The sequence below is a fragment of the Mesorhizobium onobrychidis genome (assembly GCF_024707545.1).
GTDB classification, from domain to species: Bacteria; Pseudomonadota; Alphaproteobacteria; order Rhizobiales; family Rhizobiaceae; genus Mesorhizobium; species Mesorhizobium onobrychidis.
This window is the reverse complement of the sequence record NZ_CP062229.1, coordinates 6,652,359-6,672,197: the sequence shown is the minus strand read 5'-3', so window position 1 is coordinate 6,672,197 and position 19,839 is coordinate 6,652,359. Positions and strand designations below refer to the sequence as shown.

General features: G+C 58.3%; 18 protein-coding genes and 4 pseudogenes. 6 read left to right on the top strand and 16 right to left on the bottom strand.

What is annotated here, in order from left to right; translation table 11 throughout:
* Window positions 1-35 precede the first annotated feature (35 nt).
* Window positions 36-1,290: pseudogene (gene istA / locus IHQ72_RS32965) on the top strand (IS21 family transposase).
* Window positions 1,287-2,140: pseudogene (gene istB, locus IHQ72_RS32960) on the top strand (IS21-like element helper ATPase IstB). The pseudogenes istA and istB overlap by 4 nt, the downstream one beginning before the upstream one ends.
* 216 nt (window positions 2,141-2,356) lie before the next feature.
* Here the strand turns inward: istB and IHQ72_RS32955 are convergent.
* From IHQ72_RS32955 to IHQ72_RS32900, 12 genes are all read right to left on the bottom strand, one after another.
* On the bottom strand, window positions 2,357-2,701 hold the full coding sequence (locus IHQ72_RS32955) for a hypothetical protein (protein ID WP_258119940.1): 345 nt from the start codon (window positions 2,699-2,701) through the stop codon (window positions 2,357-2,359).
* Window positions 2,702-2,925: 224 nt separating this feature from the next.
* Window positions 2,926-3,963, bottom strand: a complete 1,038-nt coding sequence (locus IHQ72_RS32950) for an EscU/YscU/HrcU family type III secretion system export apparatus switch protein (RefSeq protein ID WP_258119939.1) — start codon at window positions 3,961-3,963, stop codon at window positions 2,926-2,928.
* Window positions 3,960-4,778 (bottom strand): type III secretion system export apparatus subunit SctT, encoded by an 819-nt coding sequence (sctT, locus tag IHQ72_RS32945; protein ID WP_258119937.1) that lies wholly within the window; start codon window positions 4,776-4,778, stop codon window positions 3,960-3,962. Before sctT ends, IHQ72_RS32950 begins: the two co-directional genes overlap by 4 nt.
* An 8-nt stretch (window positions 4,779-4,786) precedes the next feature.
* Entirely contained in the window at window positions 4,787-5,035 is a 249-nt protein-coding gene (locus tag IHQ72_RS32940; protein WP_374120420.1) for an EscS/YscS/HrcS family type III secretion system export apparatus protein, read from the bottom strand.
* A 29-nt stretch (window positions 5,036-5,064) separates the two neighbouring features.
* Window positions 5,065-5,730 (bottom strand): type III secretion system export apparatus subunit SctR, encoded by a 666-nt coding sequence (gene sctR, locus IHQ72_RS32935; protein WP_258119936.1) that lies wholly within the window; start codon window positions 5,728-5,730, stop codon window positions 5,065-5,067.
* The gene (sctQ, locus tag IHQ72_RS32930) at window positions 5,723-6,742 is read right to left on the bottom strand and encodes a type III secretion system cytoplasmic ring protein SctQ (protein ID WP_258119933.1); all 1,020 of its coding nucleotides are present in this window, start codon (window positions 6,740-6,742) and stop codon (window positions 5,723-5,725) included. Before sctQ ends, sctR begins: the two co-directional genes overlap by 8 nt.
* 61 nt (window positions 6,743-6,803) lie before the next feature.
* Window positions 6,804-7,352, bottom strand: coding sequence for a hypothetical protein (locus tag IHQ72_RS32925; RefSeq protein WP_258119932.1), 549 nt, complete (start codon window positions 7,350-7,352; stop codon window positions 6,804-6,806).
* Window positions 7,328-8,686, bottom strand: coding sequence for a type III secretion system ATPase SctN (gene sctN / locus IHQ72_RS32920; RefSeq protein ID WP_258119931.1), 1,359 nt, complete (start codon window positions 8,684-8,686; stop codon window positions 7,328-7,330). The genes IHQ72_RS32925 and sctN overlap by 25 nt, the downstream gene beginning before the upstream one ends.
* Window positions 8,683-9,306 carry a type III secretion system stator protein SctL gene (gene sctL, locus IHQ72_RS32915; protein ID WP_258119930.1) on the bottom strand — a complete coding sequence of 208 codons (624 nt, stop codon included), beginning with the start codon at window positions 9,304-9,306 and terminating at the stop codon, window positions 8,683-8,685. Before sctL ends, sctN begins: the two co-directional genes overlap by 4 nt.
* The gene (locus IHQ72_RS32910) at window positions 9,303-9,800 is read right to left on the bottom strand and encodes a nodulation protein NolU (protein ID WP_309508719.1); all 498 of its coding nucleotides are present in this window, start codon (window positions 9,798-9,800) and stop codon (window positions 9,303-9,305) included. The genes sctL and IHQ72_RS32910 overlap by 4 nt, the downstream gene beginning before the upstream one ends.
* Before the next feature lie 142 nt (window positions 9,801-9,942).
* The gene (gene sctJ / locus IHQ72_RS32905; RefSeq protein WP_258119927.1) at window positions 9,943-10,806 is read right to left on the bottom strand and encodes a type III secretion system inner membrane ring lipoprotein SctJ; all 864 of its coding nucleotides are present in this window, start codon (window positions 10,804-10,806) and stop codon (window positions 9,943-9,945) included.
* 9 nt (window positions 10,807-10,815) lie between these two features.
* Entirely contained in the window at window positions 10,816-11,313 is a 498-nt protein-coding gene (locus tag IHQ72_RS32900) for a nodulation protein NolB (RefSeq protein WP_309508980.1), read from the bottom strand.
* Window positions 11,314-11,503: 190 nt separating this feature from the next.
* Between IHQ72_RS32900 and IHQ72_RS32895 the strand changes: the two genes are divergently transcribed.
* From IHQ72_RS32895 to IHQ72_RS37270, 3 genes and pseudogenes are all read left to right on the top strand, one after another.
* Entirely contained in the window at window positions 11,504-12,205 is a 702-nt protein-coding gene (locus IHQ72_RS32895; protein ID WP_258119924.1) for a secretin N-terminal domain-containing protein, read from the top strand.
* A 291-nt stretch (window positions 12,206-12,496) separates the two neighbouring features.
* Complete coding sequence (locus IHQ72_RS32890) at window positions 12,497-14,293, top strand: HrpF/NolX family T3SS translocon protein (RefSeq protein ID WP_309508718.1); 1,797 nt, start codon at window positions 12,497-12,499, stop codon at window positions 14,291-14,293.
* Window positions 14,294-14,756: 463 nt separating this feature from the next.
* Window positions 14,757-15,231 (top strand): annotated as a pseudogene (locus IHQ72_RS37270) (IS110 family transposase); the annotation flags it as partial.
* Window positions 15,232-15,811: 580 nt separating this feature from the next.
* Here IHQ72_RS37270 and IHQ72_RS32875 read toward each other — a convergent pair.
* The 3 genes from IHQ72_RS32875 to IHQ72_RS32865 form a co-directional block, all read right to left on the bottom strand.
* Window positions 15,812-16,378: a CpaD family pilus assembly lipoprotein gene (locus IHQ72_RS32875; protein ID WP_258119921.1), complete on the bottom strand. Its 567-nt coding sequence runs from the start codon at window positions 16,376-16,378 to the stop codon at window positions 15,812-15,814.
* Window positions 16,379-16,387: 9 nt separating this feature from the next.
* Window positions 16,388-17,800: a type II and III secretion system protein family protein gene (locus IHQ72_RS32870; RefSeq protein WP_258124011.1), complete on the bottom strand. Its 1,413-nt coding sequence runs from the start codon at window positions 17,798-17,800 to the stop codon at window positions 16,388-16,390.
* Window positions 17,801-17,890: 90 nt separating this feature from the next.
* Entirely contained in the window at window positions 17,891-18,562 is a 672-nt protein-coding gene (locus IHQ72_RS32865) for a winged helix-turn-helix domain-containing protein (protein WP_258119919.1), read from the bottom strand.
* Window positions 18,563-19,137: 575 nt separating this feature from the next.
* Between IHQ72_RS32865 and IHQ72_RS32860 the strand changes: the two genes are divergently transcribed.
* Complete coding sequence (locus IHQ72_RS32860; protein ID WP_258119917.1) at window positions 19,138-19,317, top strand: hypothetical protein; 180 nt, start codon at window positions 19,138-19,140, stop codon at window positions 19,315-19,317.
* Here IHQ72_RS32860 and IHQ72_RS36980 read toward each other — a convergent pair.
* A pseudogene (locus IHQ72_RS36980) lies at window positions 19,318-19,481 on the bottom strand (transposase domain-containing protein); the annotation flags it as partial.
* Window positions 19,482-19,839 lie beyond the last annotated feature (358 nt).

Sequence of the window (19,839 nt, the reverse complement as noted above, 5' to 3'; positions counted from 1 at the left end):
TCCGTCCCGATTTGATCGGAATCGGAGCGGCGCTGGTGGTCCAACTTGGAGAACTTCTGATGATATTGGATCTACACCGTCAGGGCCTGTCCGTGACCGCGATTGCTCGGCGAACGGGCCGCGATCCCAAGACGGTCCGCAAATACATCGAGCGCGGGCTCGAACTTCCCGCCTATGGCCCGCGACAGGCGGGGCGGCCAAACAAGATCGTTCCCTTTGTCGACTATCTGCGCGAACGGGTCTCGGCCTTTCCCGATCTGAGCGCCGTGCGCCTGACGCGCGAGATTCGTGAGCGCGGCTATGACGGCGCCTACACCGCCGTGAAGCGCTTCGTGGCCGCAATCCGACCGCAGGAGCAGGTGCGTCCCTTCGAGGTGCGGTTCGAGACTCCGGCCGGATATCAAGCACAGATCGACTTCGCGCGCTTCGTCACCGAGTTCACCGACGCGCCGGGCGTGACGCGCATCGTCTGGCTGTTCTCGCTCGTGCTTGGCCACTCGCGCTACATCTTCGCCCGCTACGTCATGCACCAGGACCTGCAAACGCTGCTGCGCTGTCATATGCAGGCGTTCGACGCCATTGGAGGAGTACCGATCGAGATCCTCTACGACAGGATGAAGACGGCGGTCACATAACGAAGGCCACATCATCTACAATCGCTCGCTGCTGGCGCTGGCCAAGCACTTTGGCTTCCAGCCCAGAGCCTGCCGGCCGTATCGCGCCAAAACCAAGGGCAAAGTCGAGCGACCATTCCGCTATATCCGCGAGGACTTCTTCCTGGCCCGCAGCTTCCGCAATCTCGAGGACCTGAACGAGCAATTGCGAGATTGGCTCGACACCGTCGCCAATGCTCGCCTGCACGGCACCACGCAACGCATCGTCAGCGAAGCCTTCGCGGCAGAGCAGCCGGAACTTCAACCTCTCCCGGCAGTTCCCTTCGACGCGCTTCTCAAGCTGGAGCGTCGCGTCAGCCATGATGGTCTCGTCTCGATCGGCGGCAACTACTATAGCGTTCCCGATCGCACCCGGCGACTTGTCGAGGTTCACCAGCTTGCCGACTGCATCCGCATCCTGGACGAAGGCCGGCTGGTCGCCAGCCATCCTGTGATCGAGGGGCGCCGCCAATATCGGATCGATCCTGCTCATCGTCAGGGGTTAGCTCGCCACGCCGCGAGGAAGACCGCCCCGGATATCATCGTCGGCCGCCTCGGCGATCATGTCGCCCGGCGCTCGCTCGACTTCTATCAGGCCGTCGCCGAGCGACTGGCCGACGCGGGGAGCCGGTCATGACCATGCACGCATCCACGATCGACAGCATCAGGAAGAGCCTGGTCGGGCTGCGCATGCCGCGGGCGCTCGAAGCGCTTGAAGCGATCCTGCGGCGCATCGAGCAGGGCGAGATCGACGGCATCCAGGCCTTCGAGGAACTTCTGGTGGAAGAACTAACCCTGCGCGAAAGTCGGCGCATCAAGGCTGCTCTGATGATGGCGCGCCTGACCACCATCAAGACGCTCGCCGGCTTCGACTTCGCTTTCCAGCCATCGCTCGATAAAAACCGCATCATGGCGCTGGCCGAACTGAAGTTCATCGAGCGGGCGGAGGTAGTCCATCTTCTCGGCCCGCCCGGCACCGGCAAGAGCCATCTGGCGACCGCGCTCGCCGTCGAAGCCGTCAAGGCCGCAAAGAGCGTCTACTTCTCCACGCTCGCCGACATTATCGCCTCGCTGGCCAAGGCCGAGCGCGAGGGCAGTTGCGCGAGCGTATCCGCTATCTATGCCGCGCATCCCTGCTGGTCGTCGACGAAATCGGCTATCTCCCGGTCGTGCCCGGCGGCGGCAATCTCTTCTTCCAGCTCGTCAATGCCCGTTACGAGAAGGGTGCCATGATACTCACCTCCAATCGCGGCTTTGCAGAATGGGGCGAAGTTTTTGGTGATCCTGTTGTCGCAACAGCATTGCTCGACAGACTTCTTCACCATGCCGTCGTCGTGCAGATCGAAGGATCGAGCTACCGATTGCGCCAGCACGCTGATCTTGTTCCCGAGCATGTTCGCTCCAAAGCGCTCATCAATCCGCCGCCGCCGCCGAAAAAGCGTGGCCGCCCAGCAGGACTGAAATCGACCGATCAAGACGCCGGCTGATCACCGAAACCTTCACCCGCCAGATAGGGAAAATTGGATGCCCACTTTTGCGGAAACTTCGGTGCCCATTGACACCACCTAACCATCAAGACGATTTCGGGAAAGGTGCCTTGGCGCATCGCTTACGGGGAACATCCAAGCGAGGCAACGGCAGAGTTGCTCGGGAGCACTCCTCGCTGAGGCAATACGAATCTCATACTGATCGTCGCGCCGCAACTACGGCGCGAATGGCGCAAGGATCGAACAGCCTCGAACAGAAAACCAGCTGGAGCCAAAAAGCCGGCGTGCTCGGAGATGGGTCATGGAACTTGACACGCCGATCGCCGGCCTAGCCCGTTTGCTGCACGGCGATGAGCTTTTGGCGCCCTGAAGCGGCGATCTGGTGCCTTTGCGGTGCGTTTTCCAAACCTCGTCCAGGCGCAGGCGGTGATCCGTCGCGATGGAAGGCGAGGGTTTGCGGGTTGAGGTCAGCGGGTTTGTTTCGGGACACAGCATGCCGCCCGTCGAAACACGTGACGACGGCTTGCCGCCAACAGATGACAAACCGGTCAGCGGCAGCATAGGACCATTCATGGCGGGTGTGGTCTCCGGGAAATGAACCGAATCGGCGTAAGCTACCAAACCCTGCGTCATTTCAACGCCTTGCGCCACATCTGCCAACCCGCATGAATTTTCAGGCTAGGAAATTTCAAACGTAAAGGCCGCAGGGAAGATCGCACTCAGTCACACGTCGAAAAGGTCATTAGCTCCTCTTGTATTGCGGGGCGAGCATGGAGGCCCCACAGCTAAGCCAAGCCTGCGGCGAAGAGTGCTCTCGCCACGGGCTCGAAATATTGCCCAGGAACAGGGTTGCCGAGTTTCGCTTTGCTGATGAGCTGATGCGCTAGAACATGGTTATCGACAATTTCGAGGCCTAGCGCCCGCGCCTCGCTCAGCAGGTGTGACGCGCGCTCGCCTTCGGCGCGGCAAACCAGGACCGGCACCCCGGTCTCACCACGAACGTAGCGTAGACCGATCAGTATCGCCCTTCCTTTGAAGACCAGCGTGGCGCGATGCACACCAAGGGGAGGATCGTCAGCTGCATCCTCGCGGATGCGACGTCGTTCACCCTTCACCTCGGGCGCCCCTTGCTGATCCTTCACCTCGCGCGTGACTTCAGTCTGGGTCATTCGCATTTCGCGCAGAAACAATGCACGCTGCAACAGGAGATCGATCAGGCCGGCGGCCAGAAGTGCGCCGGCACCAATTCCGATCAGCAGTTTTGCCCCCGCAACGACAAGGCCCAGACAGCCCATGCCGCAGACCGGCAGATAGACCATCGTCTTCCACATGCCGAGAAGGCAAAAGGAAAAGGTTGCACTGAGAACGAATGCCTTAAGCAGCGTCTTGCCAAGTTCGACCATAGAACGCGCAGACACCAAGCGCTTCAGCCCTTGAAAAGGATCGATTTTCTCAAAGGTGGGCTTCATTGGCTCGAGAGAGAAAACAAATCCACCATTGGCTAACAAGCTGGCCAAAATCGCCGCAGCGGCGAGGGTTCCAAGCAGCGGGCCGACAGTTGCCAGTGTGAGTTCGAGTAGCACAACCACCGCCTGCCGGACCGCGACATCGAAAGGCAGGTTCTGCAGCTTGTCGGCAAATAGCAGCACCTCGCGGCATTTGTCTTCGATCACGCTGCCTTTTAGCCATAGGTACCCTAGCCCAGCGCAAGTGCCGGCCGCCCGAACGAAATCGGAGCTACGTGGCAACTGCCCTTTTCTGCGTGCGTCGTTTAGCTTCTTGGGGGTTGCGGCGTGTGTCTTCTCTTCACTCGTGTCGCTCATTTCAGCAACTTATCGAACCACTCAAGCGCGCCATTCGCTTGTGAGATCTCCAGTTTCATACCCTCTACCAGATAGCCAGCGTAGGTGACCATGAGAATCGGAAAGAGAAGATTCTTGATCGTCGGGGACAGTTGGATCAATTTGAATTGCGGTGCAAAGCGACGCAGTAGCATCATGGATACATCAATCAGCATCATAAAGAACACGACTGGCCCTGACACCAACAAAGCCATGCGCATAATCTGATCGAGGAGCCCTAATGTCTCCATTGCTCCTTGCATGCTCAATGTTGGGTGAAACCGATACACGGGCCAGATCAAGTAGCTACCATAAAGAGCGCTGATCACAGTCTCCAGACCCCCTGATGCGACGAAGATGGTAGTCGCCGTGATCCCGAGATAGACGCCCATAGCGGAAGCCTGACTGTTCGTCGCGGGGTCGGTCGGTGCGGACGGGTTGGTGACGCCGCGTTGGTTGTCGATAAATTCACCGGCCGCCTGAAGGCCCCACAAGGGAATGCCAAGGAAGGTGCCAAGTAGCGCGCCGACAAAAACCTCCTTCAATCCGAGCAGAGTTACCTGGATCAGACGTGTATCAGGATCCAGCGCCTGCAACCCGTCGCTGACGTGTGCCAGGCATGGCAATCCGAAGGCGACAGCCAGGCAGCCGCGGATCAGCCCATCCGTCTGAGACCGTGTAAATACGGGTAGGATCAGCATAATGCCTATCGCGCGAGCCGCGCCGAGACTGGCTGCAACGACGAGTTCGATAGCCGTATTGATCAGGATTTGAATCTCGGCCGGTGAGGCATCCATGGCAGAGCCTAGTAGCTAAGTGTCATGGCGGGAAACTCGGTAAAGATCTGGTTGGCTAGCTCTATCAGCGGTGCGCTCAGCACAGGCGCAGCCAAGCCAATAACCGCGACAACAACCAGAAGCTTGACGGTGAGTGGCAGACTTTCATCCTGGATCTGCGTTGCCGCCTGGATGATGCCAATGACCAAGCCAACGATCACCGATGCAATGAGCGGGGGCAGAATCCAGATCATGAATACCACCAACGATTGGCTCATTAGAGTGACAATATTGGATTCGGCGATGGTCAACCTCCCGGTATCGTGTAACTCAACACAAGTCCGTGCATCAATTTCGACCAACCATCAATAGCGACGAACACGAAGAGTTTGAAAGGGACAGATATAAGCGTTGGGGATACCATGGACATGCCCATCGCCATCAAAATTGTCGTCACAATAAGATCGATAGCGATAAAAGGAAGATAGAGGAGAAATCCAATCTCAAACGCGCGCTTTAGCTCAGAAATTAGAAAAGATGGGACCATAATGGACAAATCTTCAGCTGTGGCTTTGTTACGCATTTCCTCTGGCCAGACTTTTTCGGTCGACGAGAGAAAAAATTGTCTCTGCTCTTCATTTGTGAACTTCTTAAGATGATCACGCAGGGGCTCGCTCCCGGATTTGGCGGCGCTTACCCAGTCATCGAACGTCTGATAATGTAGCTTCGGATCGGTCAACCGATCATAGGTCTGTTCAACAACGGGCGCGCTAACGAACATGGTGAGGATCAATGCCACGGCGTACAGCACTATGTTAGGTGGTATCGTCTGAGTCCCGAGCGCATTGCGCACAAGGAAAAGAACAACCGATACCTTTACAAAGGCCGTGGTCGTGACGACTGCTAAAACCAGCAGACCCAGTCCGGCGGTAACCGCGAGAAGCGCCAGGATTGGCGGCTGGATCTCAGTCATTGCATCCCAACCCGCCGCGGAGCCTGATGCCCAGCGTATCTCCGATGCGCACGATGTCGCCACGCCCGATACACTGACCATTGGCAAGTATATCGACCGGACCCTCAATCGGCCGTCCAAGTTCGAAAATATGCCCTTCGCCGGCACTTCTTAATTCCCCTAGAGGAATAGGCCAGCGGCCGCACTCAAAGACAAGCATGATCTCGACTTCGTCGAGATCCTCCGTCAGCCCTAGTTGCGATCCAGGTTGTGTCATATGCGCATTCTCCAAAGAACATGATCGCGGGCGGAAGGCCCCGCGCAGGACTAGCTGGTCGCCCTCAAGATCTGCACCGGCCCACAATTGGCCGAAAGATAAGGTGATCTGGCCGCGGCCGAACGGTGCCATGTCCAGCAACAGCGCATCACCGGCACATGCTTTTCGAAGAAGCGCCGCAGGAACGCGCAGCGTGCCGATCTCCCCTGCAACCACGATCGGGAGGTCTGAAAGTAATCCGCGCGGCTGTCGCGGTAACTGGCCAAACAGTTCGCCCAGAGCGCGAAACGCGGACGGCACCAAGCCATCAAGAGGCGAGAACAGGAACAGACGACCCTTGCCACTGACCGGGCCGAAGTCGATATCCAGTTCGAGATAGGGAGCCAGTGTCGCGGCTTCACACACGCGCACCAGTTGCACGTTCAGCTGTGTCGTATACTCCAGTCGAGCGATAAGCGGCTCAAGTGCAAGTTCCACAATGAGTGAAGCCGTCGGCTCGGAAGGGAAAGTCAGCCCTTTCTGCACTGCAGCGAAGAGCCCCTCTACAAGCGACCGCGATATCGACAGGACGACCGTCTCAGCTCCGACCCTCCAAATGCAGTCAAACATTGGAATGACGGCAGCAGATTTCTCCTGCATGACAAGCCCTGCCATTCGCACCGATAGCGGCACGTCGTTGATCCGGCTCTGAAACGGTCTGCGGGAAGCCGCTGTGTCATTCAGCCACGCGGCGACCTCGTGGGACAGTGTCAGCACTGGTTCCAATAGAGTGGGGCTCACCAAAGCGGCTGCCAAAAACTGTACGGTTCTGTCATTCTCAGGACCTGCGGGTAATCGAATCTGTTTTCGCGACCTGGGTAAGCGGACCCCTCCCAAACCGAAGCAGTATCTCATCGTCGGCCTCGATCTCGCCTGCGGCCTCCGAATGGATCTCGACGGCGCGCCGGACGTCGTCCTCGATTTGGCGCCATTTTTGCGTTGCCGCCGAACATGCGGCCCATAGGTCCCGCGTCTCGGACGCCGCTAACTCGGCCTTTTCTTCGGCGACGCGCGCATTATCGAGCATCTGCCGGCTGCGAGTGATCTCAGCCGCAAGCCGCTCAATATGGAGGTGGTGCCGGTCGAGCGTGGTGCTAGACAAGTCGTCGAGCGTCATCAGCTCCTGGTAGAGCGCTGCTTCGGCCGTTGAGCAATGTTGTTGTGCCATTGCAAGCTCTCGGCAGGCATTCTGTGCGGCTAAGGTGGCCATATGGTGCTGGGCTTCCTTCTTGGACAGCTCACTGAGGGCACGACGCTCTTGCATTTCCTTCAGGAGCCGTAGCCTCGAAGCCTGAATATGATTCACGCGGTCAGACGCGACATCCATGCGACCGTTTCCTCAAACCCTGACGCCTCGTCTTCGCTCTGGCGCAAAAACTCCCTCAGTTCGTCGATTGACGCGACAGCCCGGTCCGTCAGGGGATCGCCGCCTTCCTTGTATTCGCCGACATTGATCAAGAACTCGGTCTCGGCATACCGCGAGAGGAGTTCACGAAAGGAGGATGCTGCGTTGCGATGTGTCCCCGAAACGACCGCATCCATTACGCGGCTGCGACTCTGCAGTATATCGATAGCGGGGAAATGCGATCGCGCTGCAATCGAGCGTGAGAGGACGATATGGCCATCGAGAATGCCGCGCGATTCTTCGGCGATCGGATCACCTGTGCCATCGCCTTCTACAAGCACAGTATAGAAAGCCGTGATTGAGCCACGCTCACCCATGCCAGCGCGCTCCAGCAAGCCTGGCAGCATGCCAAAGACAGAAGGAGGAAAGCCCCGTCGTGTCGGCGGCTCACCCGCAGCAAGGCCTATTTCGCGCATGGCGCGGCAGAAGCGTGTCAGCGAGTCCAGCATGAGAGCAACGCGTAGCCCTTGTTCGCGAAAATACTCCGCGAGCGCTGTCGCCATCGGAGCACATTGTGCCCGCTCAACAGCCGAGCGGTCGGACGTTTCAACAACCACGACCGCACGGCGAAGGCCCTCCTCCCCAAGATGCCTCTCGATGAATTCACGAACTTCACGTCCTCGTTCGCCTATGAGCGCGACTATGACGACGTCAGCGGCAGCACCTTTTACGATCTGTGACAATAACGTCGACTTGCCACAACCTGGCTCGCCGTAAATACCGATCCGCTGGCCCTCGCCGCACGTCAGGAGACCATCCAGGGCACGGACCCCGAGCGGGAAGGGCCGCTCAATCATGCGCCTTGTCATTGGATTTGGGGCTCTGCCGTGCAGCGGCCGAGTCTCGGCGGTTTTGATTTGGCCTTTGCCGTCCAGTGGACGGCAACGACTGTCAATCACTCGGCCGAGTAAGTCGCCGCCGACGGGTACTTCACGCATTCGTCCAGTAGCCACGACTTCCGCGCGGCTGGAGAGGCCGACCAAGTCACCGATCGGCGTCAGCAATACGCCATCATCCACCAGGCCGATCACCTCGGCTTCGAGCGACAGTCCGGTTCGCGGGTCCTGTAGGAGGCAAAGTTCCCCAATACGAGTGTCTGGCATGACGGCATGGACCAGTGTGCCGACAGCCCGCGTGATCCTGCCACGCACACCGCGCGTGTCGATCCGCTTTGCTGTAGCTCTCAAAGACGAGATCGCCGGATCTGCAGGGCAGATCACAGCGTCGTCATCATATTCTGATACCTGCGTGGTCACAGCTCGCCTTTTTCAGAGAGCGACCCGAAGCCGTGGCGCAACGCGCGCATCTGCGCATCAAGCCCCAGATCGACATTGCCGTACTCGCTCCACAGCACGCACCGTTGCGGCGACAACGTCGGATCCGGTTCGATCCGAACCATTGGACGACCATCCTGTCCGTCGCATCCCGAAAACTCTCGCGCAAGCATGTCCACTTGCGACGGGCACACATGAAGGCAAACTTCCGCGCCACTGTATTGGCGCTCGATGGCGTGACGAGCAGCCATAACCAACATTTCGCCCGGATCGAACGCTCCCACGAGATCGCTTAGTATTTCCATCACAAGCTGCGGTAATTGCTGCTCCAGAACCGCCTTTCGTCGCGCGACTTCGGCGACTGCCTGTGAAATCAGCGCTGCCATTTCCTCGGCGCCAGCATTCAAGCCCTCGGTATGGCCGCGCGCTGACTCACGCTTATACGCGGCGCGTGCCCAGCTGCGAATCCGCTGCTGATACCGTTCTGCGGCGGCACGCGCTTCTGCGGCACTATTCCAGATTTCGAGCTCGCTCGCCGGTATCAGTGGCCCCACTGGGCGTATCTGCGGCGCTGCGGGCGCCAGGGAAATATCGGCTGTCATATCAGCGGGCTCTCCGCCTCAAAATGGCGAACCACAAGCGAAAACAACTGGCCTGCGGCGTTCCCGTGCTTAGGCTCCGGATTGTCGGCGGCGGTTCCCACGGGCAAGCGTAGAAGCACGCGGTTGCGCTCCATCACTGGACTGTGATGAAGCCAGGCACCAAGACAGGCGTGTCCATCGTGTTCGATTTGGCGCGCGAGTTTTTCCGGATCAGCGATCAATCTGTCCGCAATGGCATGCGCCAGATGTCGGATTCCAAACGCATGGGCATCAGCGCCGAGACGTTCAATAAGCACTGTGAGGTCAGGCTGAGAGACAAGCTTAAGCAGCGAACGGGCATGCCACACACTACCTGCAAGGAGGGCAGCCCGATGCGGATCGTTACCGCGCAGAAGGTCCGGCCCCCAGTCAACGCCATTCGACTCCGAATCATTGTCGAGCAACAATTCTGTAAGTTTTCGCTGCAGTCTGGGACATTTCTGCAACTTAGCCAACGTTGCAGCCGATAACGCCGGATCAAGACGCGCGGCAAGACGAGTCGGGTGGACCGAGGCAGCAAGTCCGCTCCGGCCCAAGGCAGGCAATTGGAACAAACCGTCGAGTTGGGGGGTCTCTATTGGCACTGGCATTGACATGTCATTTAGGCGCTATCGCCGGGATCTTTTTGCGAACGGCCTCGAGAACGGAAATACCCGACTGCCGCTCGATGTTGGAAAATTCGCCCGATGATTGCCTGCGCCGGCGGTTAAGGGCGCTGGCTAAGAGATAGGACGCCACTGCGAATACAGCTGCGGCAATACCGATCGCGGCCGCTAGAAGTGGCGCTGCAACAGGCTTGGATGGCTGGGCCAAAACAGTCGCCGGCACGGAGCGTTGCTCAGGCGCGGAACGTTCCACCGGCACCAAAACCACTTCGACCTTGTCGTAGGACAACCCTTCTATGCTGTCGGCCACGAGCATCTTTATCTTCGGCACCAAAACCGAGAGTTCAGCTTTGGCGTCGTGTCTGATAAAAACCGAGGCCGAGGACGGCGTGGCGCCTGCTCGCAAAAGGTCATTATGCGGCAGAACCACATGGACACGTACAGAGAACACCCCATCGATATCGCTGATCGTGCGGGACAACTCTTCGCTGAGCGCATAGACGTAACGGGCACGTTCCTCGGTTGGCGAGGCAATCAGGCCTGATCCTTGGAATATGTCGCCGAGATTCTTGAAGGACTGGCGCGGCAATCCCTTGCCATTCAGGAGGTTGATTGAGTAAGCGAGCAGCTTTTCGTCAACCTGGATCGTGCTGGTCCCATCCTTGGCGGCCACCCGGACCGCATCAACCCCATTGTCCATCAGAAGGGCGAGCATCTCATTCGCCTCGCGCTCCTGCAGTTGCGTGTAGAGATCGACCTTGCAACTGCTGAGGGCCACGAGAAGTGGCAGCACGAAAAGGCGAAGTGATCTCCGACCAGACGCGCCACGCATGATTTGTTTGGCTGAGCCAATCATGCGCGCGGTTCAGCCTTCCTTTAGAAGTTTATTCACGGACGAGGTGATGCCGCTGACACCTTTGGAAACAAGAGCAACCTGGGTGACGCCGTTGTAGAGATCCCGCAGACCAGCAATCATCGCTTCGAAACTATGCTCCCCGTGCGGAACGCCCGACATTCCACCCGCACCCTCGGCAGGAAGCTTCTGCAACGGCCCAGGTAGAGCACCCTTCAAAAGCCCTACCTGATGGTCGAGCGGGGCCGAACTAACAGTATTGTCGGGGTACATCGAAGAAATCGTCTGCAACACGCGGTCGCCGAGGGCACCCGTCTGCGTACCCGCGCGTTGAACATCTATGCCCGGAGCAACTGGCGCCCTCGGTGGCGCCGAGGCGGCATCGTTTTTCAGCGAGTCGGACGCCTGCGCTAGAGCGCGCTCAAACTGGGCCTGCTTGCTGAACGACGGTGACCCAGTCCCGGGGAGACAGTCCGTTACAGTGGTAGTGATCGACGTGATAGGTATCATCATGCAAGGACTCGATTACTTCCTCTTTGACCGAGCGAACCCCGCCCGTTCATCATTAGCTAGTGGTTCTACGTCTAGGGGGCCGAGCTGACGACAAGCTGACTAACTAAGCCTGGTTTCGTCTTAAAAAAATCATGCTGACCGACTTAGTCACTTGTGAAAATTTCAGACTCTGGTTTATCAGTGCGAGATGCTGAAAGCGCTCATCCAATCCGTCACCCTGCACGTCTTGAGACTTCTGTGTGCGGGGTTTTTTCTCGCCACCGGAACCCACGGAACTCTCGGCGTCCCTTTATCGCTCTCCAAGACACCCTACAGGTATACGGTTCTCGATCAGGATCTCTCTGCCGCGCTGCAGGAATTCGGCAACAACATGAATATACGAGTCAATATTAGCGCTGAGGTGAAGGGGCGGATCCGCGGGAACATGCCGGATTTGCCACCGCGCGAGTTCCTCGACCGCTTGGCCAACCTGTACGGTTTGCAATGGTACTTCGATGGGCTTGTCCTCTACGTGTCAGCCGCGAAAGAATCGCAAACTCGCATGCTTGTGTTGACTTCGATTCGTTTCGACGCGTTCAAGGGTGCACTTGATGAGCTTGAGATCTCCGATGACCGCTACGTCGTGAGACCCGCGCCGGGAAATGGCCTCGTTTTAGTTTCCGGTCCGCCGCGCTTCACCGCGCTCGTGGAGCAGACCTTCAATGGCCTCGTCGCGGAGGCACAGGCGCAGCCTCGCGCCCCTGAAACGCCGCCAAGCGAATCGGTCCTAACATTGTTTCGGGGCTCCTCCACCATGGTCGTCCGCGACGGCTTACCTGAAGCCGCTTATTCGTCTGACGTGCCGCAAAAGGATGGGGTTGGCGGGAAGCCTGAGCCACGCCAAAAATGATATCTGCGGCCGCAGCTTCGGGACAAAACATCACAGCGGCCACCCCAAATTGTGAATTCTTCTGAACTCGTCAGTTTGCCGAAAGCTAAGCCGCTCATGGTGAGAACCGGCAGCTTCAGCGATATCTCCGGCCACTGTGCTGGAATGCACGTGGAGCTGGCGCGGAACAAGGCAATTTAAAGCACAGCAGGGGTATTGGTCCCGGCCGAGCTCTGAACTGTCAAAGCTCGTGAACACAAGAGCTCCCGAGTGGCTCTTGTGGGGATTTTCACATCGTTTGAGGATGTACAAATGTCGATATCTTCCTTTATCATCAACGCCAATCCCGGACTGTCCGGACCCCTGCTGCTCTCGAAAGCTTTTCTGCAGCCCCAGCAAAGCGCATCGCCCTTCGAAGCAATGCTGAGCAATTGCACGCGCGAACCCTCAAGCCCGAGCGTCACGCGGAAGGGCGGGGAGCTGACCCAGGCCGAATTGCAAATCGTGGCGGTGCTGAACCGTCACAAGGACCATATGCCCCTCAGTCCGCATTCGCTGGCGGAGAAAGCCAACGATCCCTCCACACCACCGGATCTGAAACAGGCGATTGAGGGGCTGCAGCAGGATCCAGAACTTTTGCAGGCCATCAACTGTCAGGGCCATGGCCGGGATGGCGGGGGTAAGATCACCGCCGGGGATTTGTCTAAATTCTCTAAGCGTCATCCGCAAGTTGCCGCATTTCAGGAAAGCCAGGCGCAAAGCTACGTCCAGAACTACATACCATCCGACAGCACCAAAAACGTTCCGCCTTCGCTAATGACCCGGAGCGATGCCTTGCGCGAGTTTTACCGGTACTCCGAAAACTTGCCCAAGGAGCTGAGTCAGGACAGTTTCAAGCAGATCGTCCACGGCGAAGCGAAAACCGGCAAATGTCCCCCCCAGGTCATTGCAGCGGCTCAATACTTCATCGATCACCCAGATGAGTGGAAGCAGCTGCGCGGTGGCACTTCAGATAAGGTCCACAAAGAGGATTTTCTGCAAGCCGCTTCATCGTCGATGAGCCTCACGCAGACTGAGCTGAATACCCTTAAGACTATCAACAGCAATCAGAGAGCCTTTTTTGGGAGCGGTGTCCTGACTCGTGACAAGCTCGCGAGCATGGCAGAAGACGAGAGCCTCAAGCCGAACATACGGGAAGCGGCCTCCCAGCTGCTCTCGGATCCTCTACTGTTCGGTCTGCTAAACAATTCGATTACGGGCTATAAGACCCACAATTCGTTCTTCGACTTTGGCGGCGGACACACGGTCGATTCTGGCAACATCAGCAAAAAAGACTTTGCTCGCTTTTACGGCAGCATGTCGTCAGCCAACCGCACCGTTCAGCAGCCAAAGACCCATCCGCCCGAAACCGCTGCAGAACAAGACGCCGCTTCCGACATGATGATGGGCCGGGCGGACCAGCCTGATACCAAGTCATCCAAAAGAAACGGGGGGGCCTTCATCCACGCAGTCGGCGACGTGCTCAAGGTGGCCTCGCCAGTGCTTGATTGGGCTGCGACGGCGGTGGGTCTGTTGAGCTTCATTCCGGTCGTGGGCCAAGTGGCCGATGCCGTGTCGATGACGCTCGCGTTCCAGGCGCAAGCGGCAAATCTTCTCCGCACAGCCATTACCGGAGGTAATATGAAACAGGCACTGATAGAAGCTGGCATCAATATCGGAGCGCAGGCGCTCAGCCTTATCGCAGGCCCGCAGGTCAAGCTTGCAATTCGCAACGGGCTCGTGAAGAAGGCGCTGGAGGAGGCCGCCACGGCCGGGATCGATCTGCCGATTTCCATGGCGAAAGGCTATGCAGAAGACTATTTGTACAACCTGCAAGCACGCCTTGCGGCCGAACCTGTGCAAACGGACGGCCTCCCCGGCGACCAATTGTACAAGCTGCAAGAACGCCTTGCGGCCGGCCTCCCCAGCCAGTTGGGCGTGCCGTTGTCCCAGAACGTGGCCGCCACAACCGAGATCAATCTACCGATTTCCATGGCGCCATCCGATGCAGAAAATATGTACAAGCTGCAGGCACGCCTTGCGGCCATCTCAAGGGAAGTGAGGATTTGACCCTTGGGCGAACTGGAGATTGGGGAGGCAGTTTCTCAGTTCGCCAACTCTGTGCAACACGCCGGCCTGCCCAGCCAGATGGGCAGGCCATTATCCAGAACGTGGCCTGACAAACAAATGGGCGGATTTCCGCCAGGCGTCATTGTTCAAGCAATCACCTTGCGGGGACCTTGCCGTTCCGCACTTCGACCGAGCCCGCCGAAGGCGGAACGGCCGCTCCCGCGGCGGAGGCCCAGCCCATCGCAGAGCTGCTGACCACCGCCAATGTCGAGGCGGGGGCCGCCGTCTTCATCAAATGCCAGTTCCACCCGAGGTGGAACTTCGTATCACGCCGACCCATAACCGCGGTGAGGTAACGGGCCGCCAAGCAGAGCCGCTCGCGGCGCCACGGCGCTGTGAGTGGCGCGCTCCGCTCGCGGCCTGCTTGGCCAGCAGCGGTCGTCCCTCACACGGATGGTGTGAACTGCGTCTTGGCCGAAGCCAGCGCCAAACAGGGGAGACGACTAGGGACCATCATGTCGGTGCCGACGTGTCATCCGAAAACTCGAGCGTGTGCGTTGTCGATGCAAGCGGCAAGAAGTGGCAAGCGAACCGGAGGCGTTGATCTCATGGTTGCTTCGCTCGGCCTTCCTCTGGTTCTCTGGTTCGGATTGGCCTCGAAGCCGGGACGCTGTCGCATGGCTCTGTGCGGCAATGCGGCAAACGGGGCTGGCGATGGAACTGCTGGAGACGTGGCACGTGCGCGAAGCCTTCAAGGTGATACCGGTGAAGTCGGACCGCAGTGACGCGCGACGGATCGCGCAGCTGATGCGGCTTGGCTGTTCCGACCGGTTGCATTGCAAGTCGCTGGCCGCGCAAGAGTTGCGGGCGGTGCTGGCGCGCAAGCTCATTCAATCTAAGCTGAGGGAGGAGTGCGCGGCATCCTTCGCGGCTTCGGGCCGCGCGGCTGCCGGACGCGTCCACGAACTGGTGGCTGGCCGTCCGGGCCTTTACAAAGGACGAAGTTACGTAGCAACGCGCTGATGTCGTTCTCGATCGCGATGGCCTTATCCTGCAGCAGCTTTCGAGCGATTAGCAGAGCTCGGCGCCGCTGGCTCGTCACTGCCCTGCACTGGCCGGAACAGGTGACCCGCAGTAATTTTGGCGATGCCGCGGCATCGTTGCGGTCGGTCTTGTTCACCTGCGCATTGAGGAACGCCTTCATGTGGCGGGTCTCTTCCGGGTGGCTGGCACCTTCGACTCCCGGCAGGGATGCGAGTCTCTTTGAGAGAGACGTCCAGTCCAGCGCAGTGCCTCATGCAGCCTTCCTTTCCTGATGCTTGTGAGGCGACACCCTCACGCTATCAATCAACTCGAAGCGCTGCTCCCTAACTATTGCCGTCGCAGACAGGGCTCAAGCCGAATACCCATCTAATCGTGTTTTGTGACGGCCCGTGCATCACCAGATCCGAACGATTGGCAATGCTTACATGCTGGAGCGGGTGGCGGGCTTTATCGAGCAAAACCATAGGATCCATGTCAGTCACTTTTGCCCGTCGCGAATGTCCTGTATGTGGCAACCGGGATGGCCGCACGATCACCATCGCTTGGCTTGACGGCCTTATTATCGAGCAAATCGCGCGGATCGTTGACCATTACGGCTAGGTTACGTCGTGTCGAACAGCCAAGCGGATGTTCGAAGGATTTATCATCGAGCAGAGAACCTGGATACGACGGACAGACAGGCGGGCGGGCATGGTAGACTATCGCCTCTATTCGCACCGCGCCGGCGTCCTGTTGATCGAGCAAATGGATGTTGTAAGCGTCGATGCCCATCTGCCTAGCCTGATGGACTGCCTCTGCGCTGAGCCGGGACGACCCGCTGATAAGGAGGTGAAGGGCATCGCGCCGGCCGCGACTGGCTTTGTTAAGGAAGACACGCAAGCGTTGCCGTTCGGAAGCGCGAAGACTCTCTAATGTCAGGACGGTGGTCTCCGGTCGGATAACGATTGGAGCCGATGGCTCGACATAGATCGGCGCAGTGCTTGTGCAGCCACTTGCGCTGGCCGTCAGGGCAATCAGGAGAACTTTGATCCGCAAAGTCATTCGATCACCCTATTCGATTATGAAGCCGAGATTGCGCTTGGCCCCTGGCGCGCCGGTGCTGGCAGCAGCGCGGCCTCGCCGCGGACTTGCCGGCGAATTCGTCGGAGTGCCTGCTCCGTCCAAAGCCGGCGCCATCCGGTCCGTGGGTGCGCTCATCTGCTTGGGGCTGGAGCCTGGTCTTACGATGTAAGGCGTAACCAGAATTATCAGTTCTGATTCTTCCTTTTGAAAGGAGGAGGAACGAAACAGGGCGCCAAGGATCGGAATTTCGCCGAGAAAGGGAAAGGCATTGACGTTATTATTGACGTTCCGCCTGATGAGACCGCCAATTGCAAAGCTCTGCCCGCTGGCGAGTTCGACGACTGTGTCGGCCCGGCGCGTGGAAACCGCCGGTACGGAGATACCCTTGATTTGGACGGCACCTTGGGACGTTAGTTCACTGACTTCCGGTTTTACGCGAATGTTGATTTGATTGTTGCTGAGAACGGTCGGCACGAATTCCAGGCTGACCCCGAAGTTACGGAATTCAACCGACACTTGCCCGTTTTCCTGCAGGACAGGGATGGGAAATTCGCCGCCAGCGAGAAAACTGGCAGTTTCACCGGACATCGCGGTGAGATTCGGCTCAGCCAAAACGGAAGCTATGTGCTCTTTGGCGAGCGCGTCGAGAACCGCACCGATGTTGACGAAACCATTGTTGAATCCGATTTCTGCTGTACCGCCACCCTGCGCTGCACCAGACCCAGCGCCTCCGCCGCTTAACAAGCCCACTCTGAAATTGTCGATTTGACCAAAGGCGGACAGGTTAACGCCGAGCGCCTTCATGGCGCTGCGGGAGACCTCCGCTACGCGCACACTGAGATTAACTTGCAAGGAACCAGCGACCTTAATGTTATTGACGACTTGCGCGCCGTCACCGAGATATTGCTCGGTGACCCTTTTTGCGGTGTCGGCGACCTCCGCGTTGGGCGCTGTACCGCTAAGGATTGCGCCGCGCGGCGTATAGCTCACATGGATTGAAGAGTCGCCGACCTGGTCCATCAACATGGCGCGCAATTCCTCGATGGGTTGCGTAACGACAATACGCAACGCGGCGAGAGCCTCGCCCTTATCGTCCAAGGCGAACAGGCTGGTCCGCCCGGATTTCTTCCCAAAGACGAAGATGGTTGTGTTCGAGGCTGCCTGATAATCAGCGATCGTCGGGTCAGCAACGAAGATGGTCTTGGCTGGCGCGGGCAAATGAACCGTCTTGCCGAGCGAAGAGGAAAGGTCCAGCGTGCCGTCGATGCTATTGGAAGCGGCACGCGGCGCCCCTTTATCCTCCATGTTTTGGGCCGGGGCAGAAACTGGAAATGACAGAATTACCGCGCAGAGGAGGCGGCTCAAGTAAGGAGAAACAATAGCACGTCTCGGGCATACCATGTGCGGGGGCCGCCGATCGGTGTCAGAATGAGTTGGAATGATTTTCAAGGCGGTCTTTTCTTTCAAGTTCGGCCAATTACGAATGTGGCTCTAGTCACATTCAAGAATGTAACCAATGCCACGCACCGTTTTTATCCGTGGCGTTGCGCCTGACCTGCTCAGATACCCACGTAAGCGATAAATTCCGACTTCAAGCGCGTTGGCCGATACTTCATCGTTGAACGAATAGAGGTGATCTTCCAACTGCGAACGCGGCACGATGCGGCCTGCACGGTTGAGCAGATGCTCTAGAATACATAATTCACGGCGTGCGACCGCCAGCGGATGACCAGCGACGGAAACCTGTCGGCCGATCGGATCGAAGTGGAGATTGCCAAATACAATGATGGGGTCGGTCATCTGTGTCGACCGGCGCAGAACGGCTCTCATTCTGGCAATGAGTTCATTGGTATACACGGGCTTGAGCAGAAAATCGTCCGCGCCACCATTGAAGATCGCAATTCGCATCTCAAGATCGTCAACGTTACTCATAACGAGAGCAGGAACTGAATGTCCTTCACTCCTTAGCTGCCTCAGCCAATCCAGGCCATCGCCATCCGGCAGAGCCAACTCCAGCAGGAGAATTTTATAACTGGCGCAAAAGAAAGCACTCGATGCCTGTTCCAGTGTGCGAACGACATCAACGGTGAAACCCCCATCCCCGAGTGCAACTCCCACGGCTTGCGTAAGATCCGCATGGTGGTCAACGAATAGCGTTCGCATTTTCATCTCCTATCAATGGTAGGACAGGTCACCGAGCACCGTTGAGACCGGCGGCAGCAGAAGTCGCGCACTCGTCGCAGTGTTCGTAGTCCTCTTTGGGACGGGCAGTCGCAGGAGCATGCGACCTGCACGCCTGCAGCAGGCGGGGATAGAACGTCGGAAGATCGTATTGCTGGGCTGAAACGCCGTTTGGCCAGCCGAAAATGCCACCAACTCTGCTTGCAATGTGTCTGCGCATTGATCTCTAACTGCGGCCCTGCATTGGTCAGACCAGCGGCGCCTCCAGGGTCCATGATTCCATCCTAGGACGGGTTAGCTTTCGACAAGTGACTTGAACAAATCGATTGTTCGGATCGTAAGCATCCACATGCTGGATGGGTGCGCTTATTCACCCAGCTCGCGCTGTGAGGCTGATGCTTCGTGCCGCGGCTTTGAGCCGTACGCATCCGGTGAAGCCGGTGAATACGCAGACGTGCGTATCCGGTGGCCATGAGCACCTGAGCACCGCGGTGCTGGGTCAAGCTTTCGATGAGGAGACGCGATGATATTCTTCGAGGAGGAGTTTGATCTCCTCGATGCCTTCATCGGTGAGGGCCAAGATCCCCGTCGTCATCGTTGGCGCCGTACACCCAGATGACCCCGTCCTCGGGCTCGAGACCGAGGGTCAGTTCCTGGATGAGCGCTTCGCGGTCGCCGAGGTCCCTGGCGACACGTTCGACGGTGTAGAACGTGATGCACCTTATTGCGCTGCATAATCAGGCCGCCGCTGGTGGGCCCGCAGTTTTGCGGATCGCCGATTCCACGGCAGCAAATCATCGATCCGATGGGCCGGCTAGGCGGGCAGTCGGGCTAGGACGTGGGCGAGCCAGACCTACGGGTCGATATCGTTCGTCTTGGCCGTCGCAATCAGGCTCTGAAGCGGATTGGCCAGTCGATCGGCATCAAAAGCAAGCTGACGCCGGTCTTGGTCAGGTTCGACTCGAGCCCTGGTAAAGCTGGACGGTACCAATCGGCACCGGCGCATTTCGCACGGCACCAATTCGGGTGCGGCGAATAAGGAAGCATCGCGCCGAACGGCTCCCCGTCGTGCTGCAGCTTGCGTTCAAATCTTCAAGGCCGAGGTTCTCGCGGACGGCGACGAACTCCATTTCGGGCGTACTGATACCGCCGCATCGTTACCGCGATGATAGGAAAGCAAAGTGCCGTAGATGGAAGAGTTCGTCTCGGTGTCCTGCAATCGAGGTCGGTCCGCGTGAGACAACGGCAGAGAGAGGTTG

Excerpts from the sequence above, each read along its gene's own strand:
- IHQ72_RS32955 (WP_258119940.1), bottom strand. The coding sequence starts at position 2,701 with ATGCTGCCGCTGACCGGTTTGTCATCTGTTGGCGGCAAGCCGTCGTCA.
- IHQ72_RS32950 (WP_258119939.1), bottom strand. The coding sequence starts at position 3,963 with ATGAGCGACACGAGTGAAGAGAAGACACACGCCGCAACCCCCAAGAAG.
- sctT (WP_258119937.1), bottom strand. The coding sequence starts at position 4,778 with ATGGATGCCTCACCGGCCGAGATTCAAATCCTGATCAATACGGCTATC.
- IHQ72_RS32940 (WP_374120420.1), bottom strand. The coding sequence starts at position 5,035 with ATGAGCCAATCGTTGGTGGTATTCATGATCTGGATTCTGCCCCCGCTC.
- sctR (WP_258119936.1), bottom strand. The coding sequence starts at position 5,730 with ATGACTGAGATCCAGCCGCCAATCCTGGCGCTTCTCGCGGTTACCGCC.
- IHQ72_RS32925 (WP_258119932.1), bottom strand. The coding sequence starts at position 7,352 with ATGGATGTCGCGTCTGACCGCGTGAATCATATTCAGGCTTCGAGGCTA.
- sctL (WP_258119930.1), bottom strand. The coding sequence starts at position 9,306 with ATGACAGCCGATATTTCCCTGGCGCCCGCAGCGCCGCAGATACGCCCA.
- sctJ (WP_258119927.1), bottom strand. The coding sequence starts at position 10,806 with ATGATTGGCTCAGCCAAACAAATCATGCGTGGCGCGTCTGGTCGGAGA.
- IHQ72_RS32900 (WP_309508980.1), bottom strand. The coding sequence starts at position 11,313 with ATGATACCTATCACGTCGATCACTACCACTGTAACGGACTGTCTCCCC.
- IHQ72_RS32895 (WP_258119924.1), top strand. The coding sequence starts at position 11,504 with ATGCTGAAAGCGCTCATCCAATCCGTCACCCTGCACGTCTTGAGACTT.
- IHQ72_RS32890 (WP_309508718.1), top strand. The coding sequence starts at position 12,497 with ATGTCGATATCTTCCTTTATCATCAACGCCAATCCCGGACTGTCCGGA.
- IHQ72_RS32875 (WP_258119921.1), bottom strand. The coding sequence starts at position 16,378 with ATGACTTTGCGGATCAAAGTTCTCCTGATTGCCCTGACGGCCAGCGCA.
- IHQ72_RS32870 (WP_258124011.1), bottom strand. The coding sequence starts at position 17,800 with ATGGTATGCCCGAGACGTGCTATTGTTTCTCCTTACTTGAGCCGCCTC.
- IHQ72_RS32865 (WP_258119919.1), bottom strand. The coding sequence starts at position 18,562 with ATGCGAACGCTATTCGTTGACCACCATGCGGATCTTACGCAAGCCGTG.
- IHQ72_RS32860 (WP_258119917.1), top strand. The coding sequence starts at position 19,138 with ATGCCTTCATCGGTGAGGGCCAAGATCCCCGTCGTCATCGTTGGCGCC.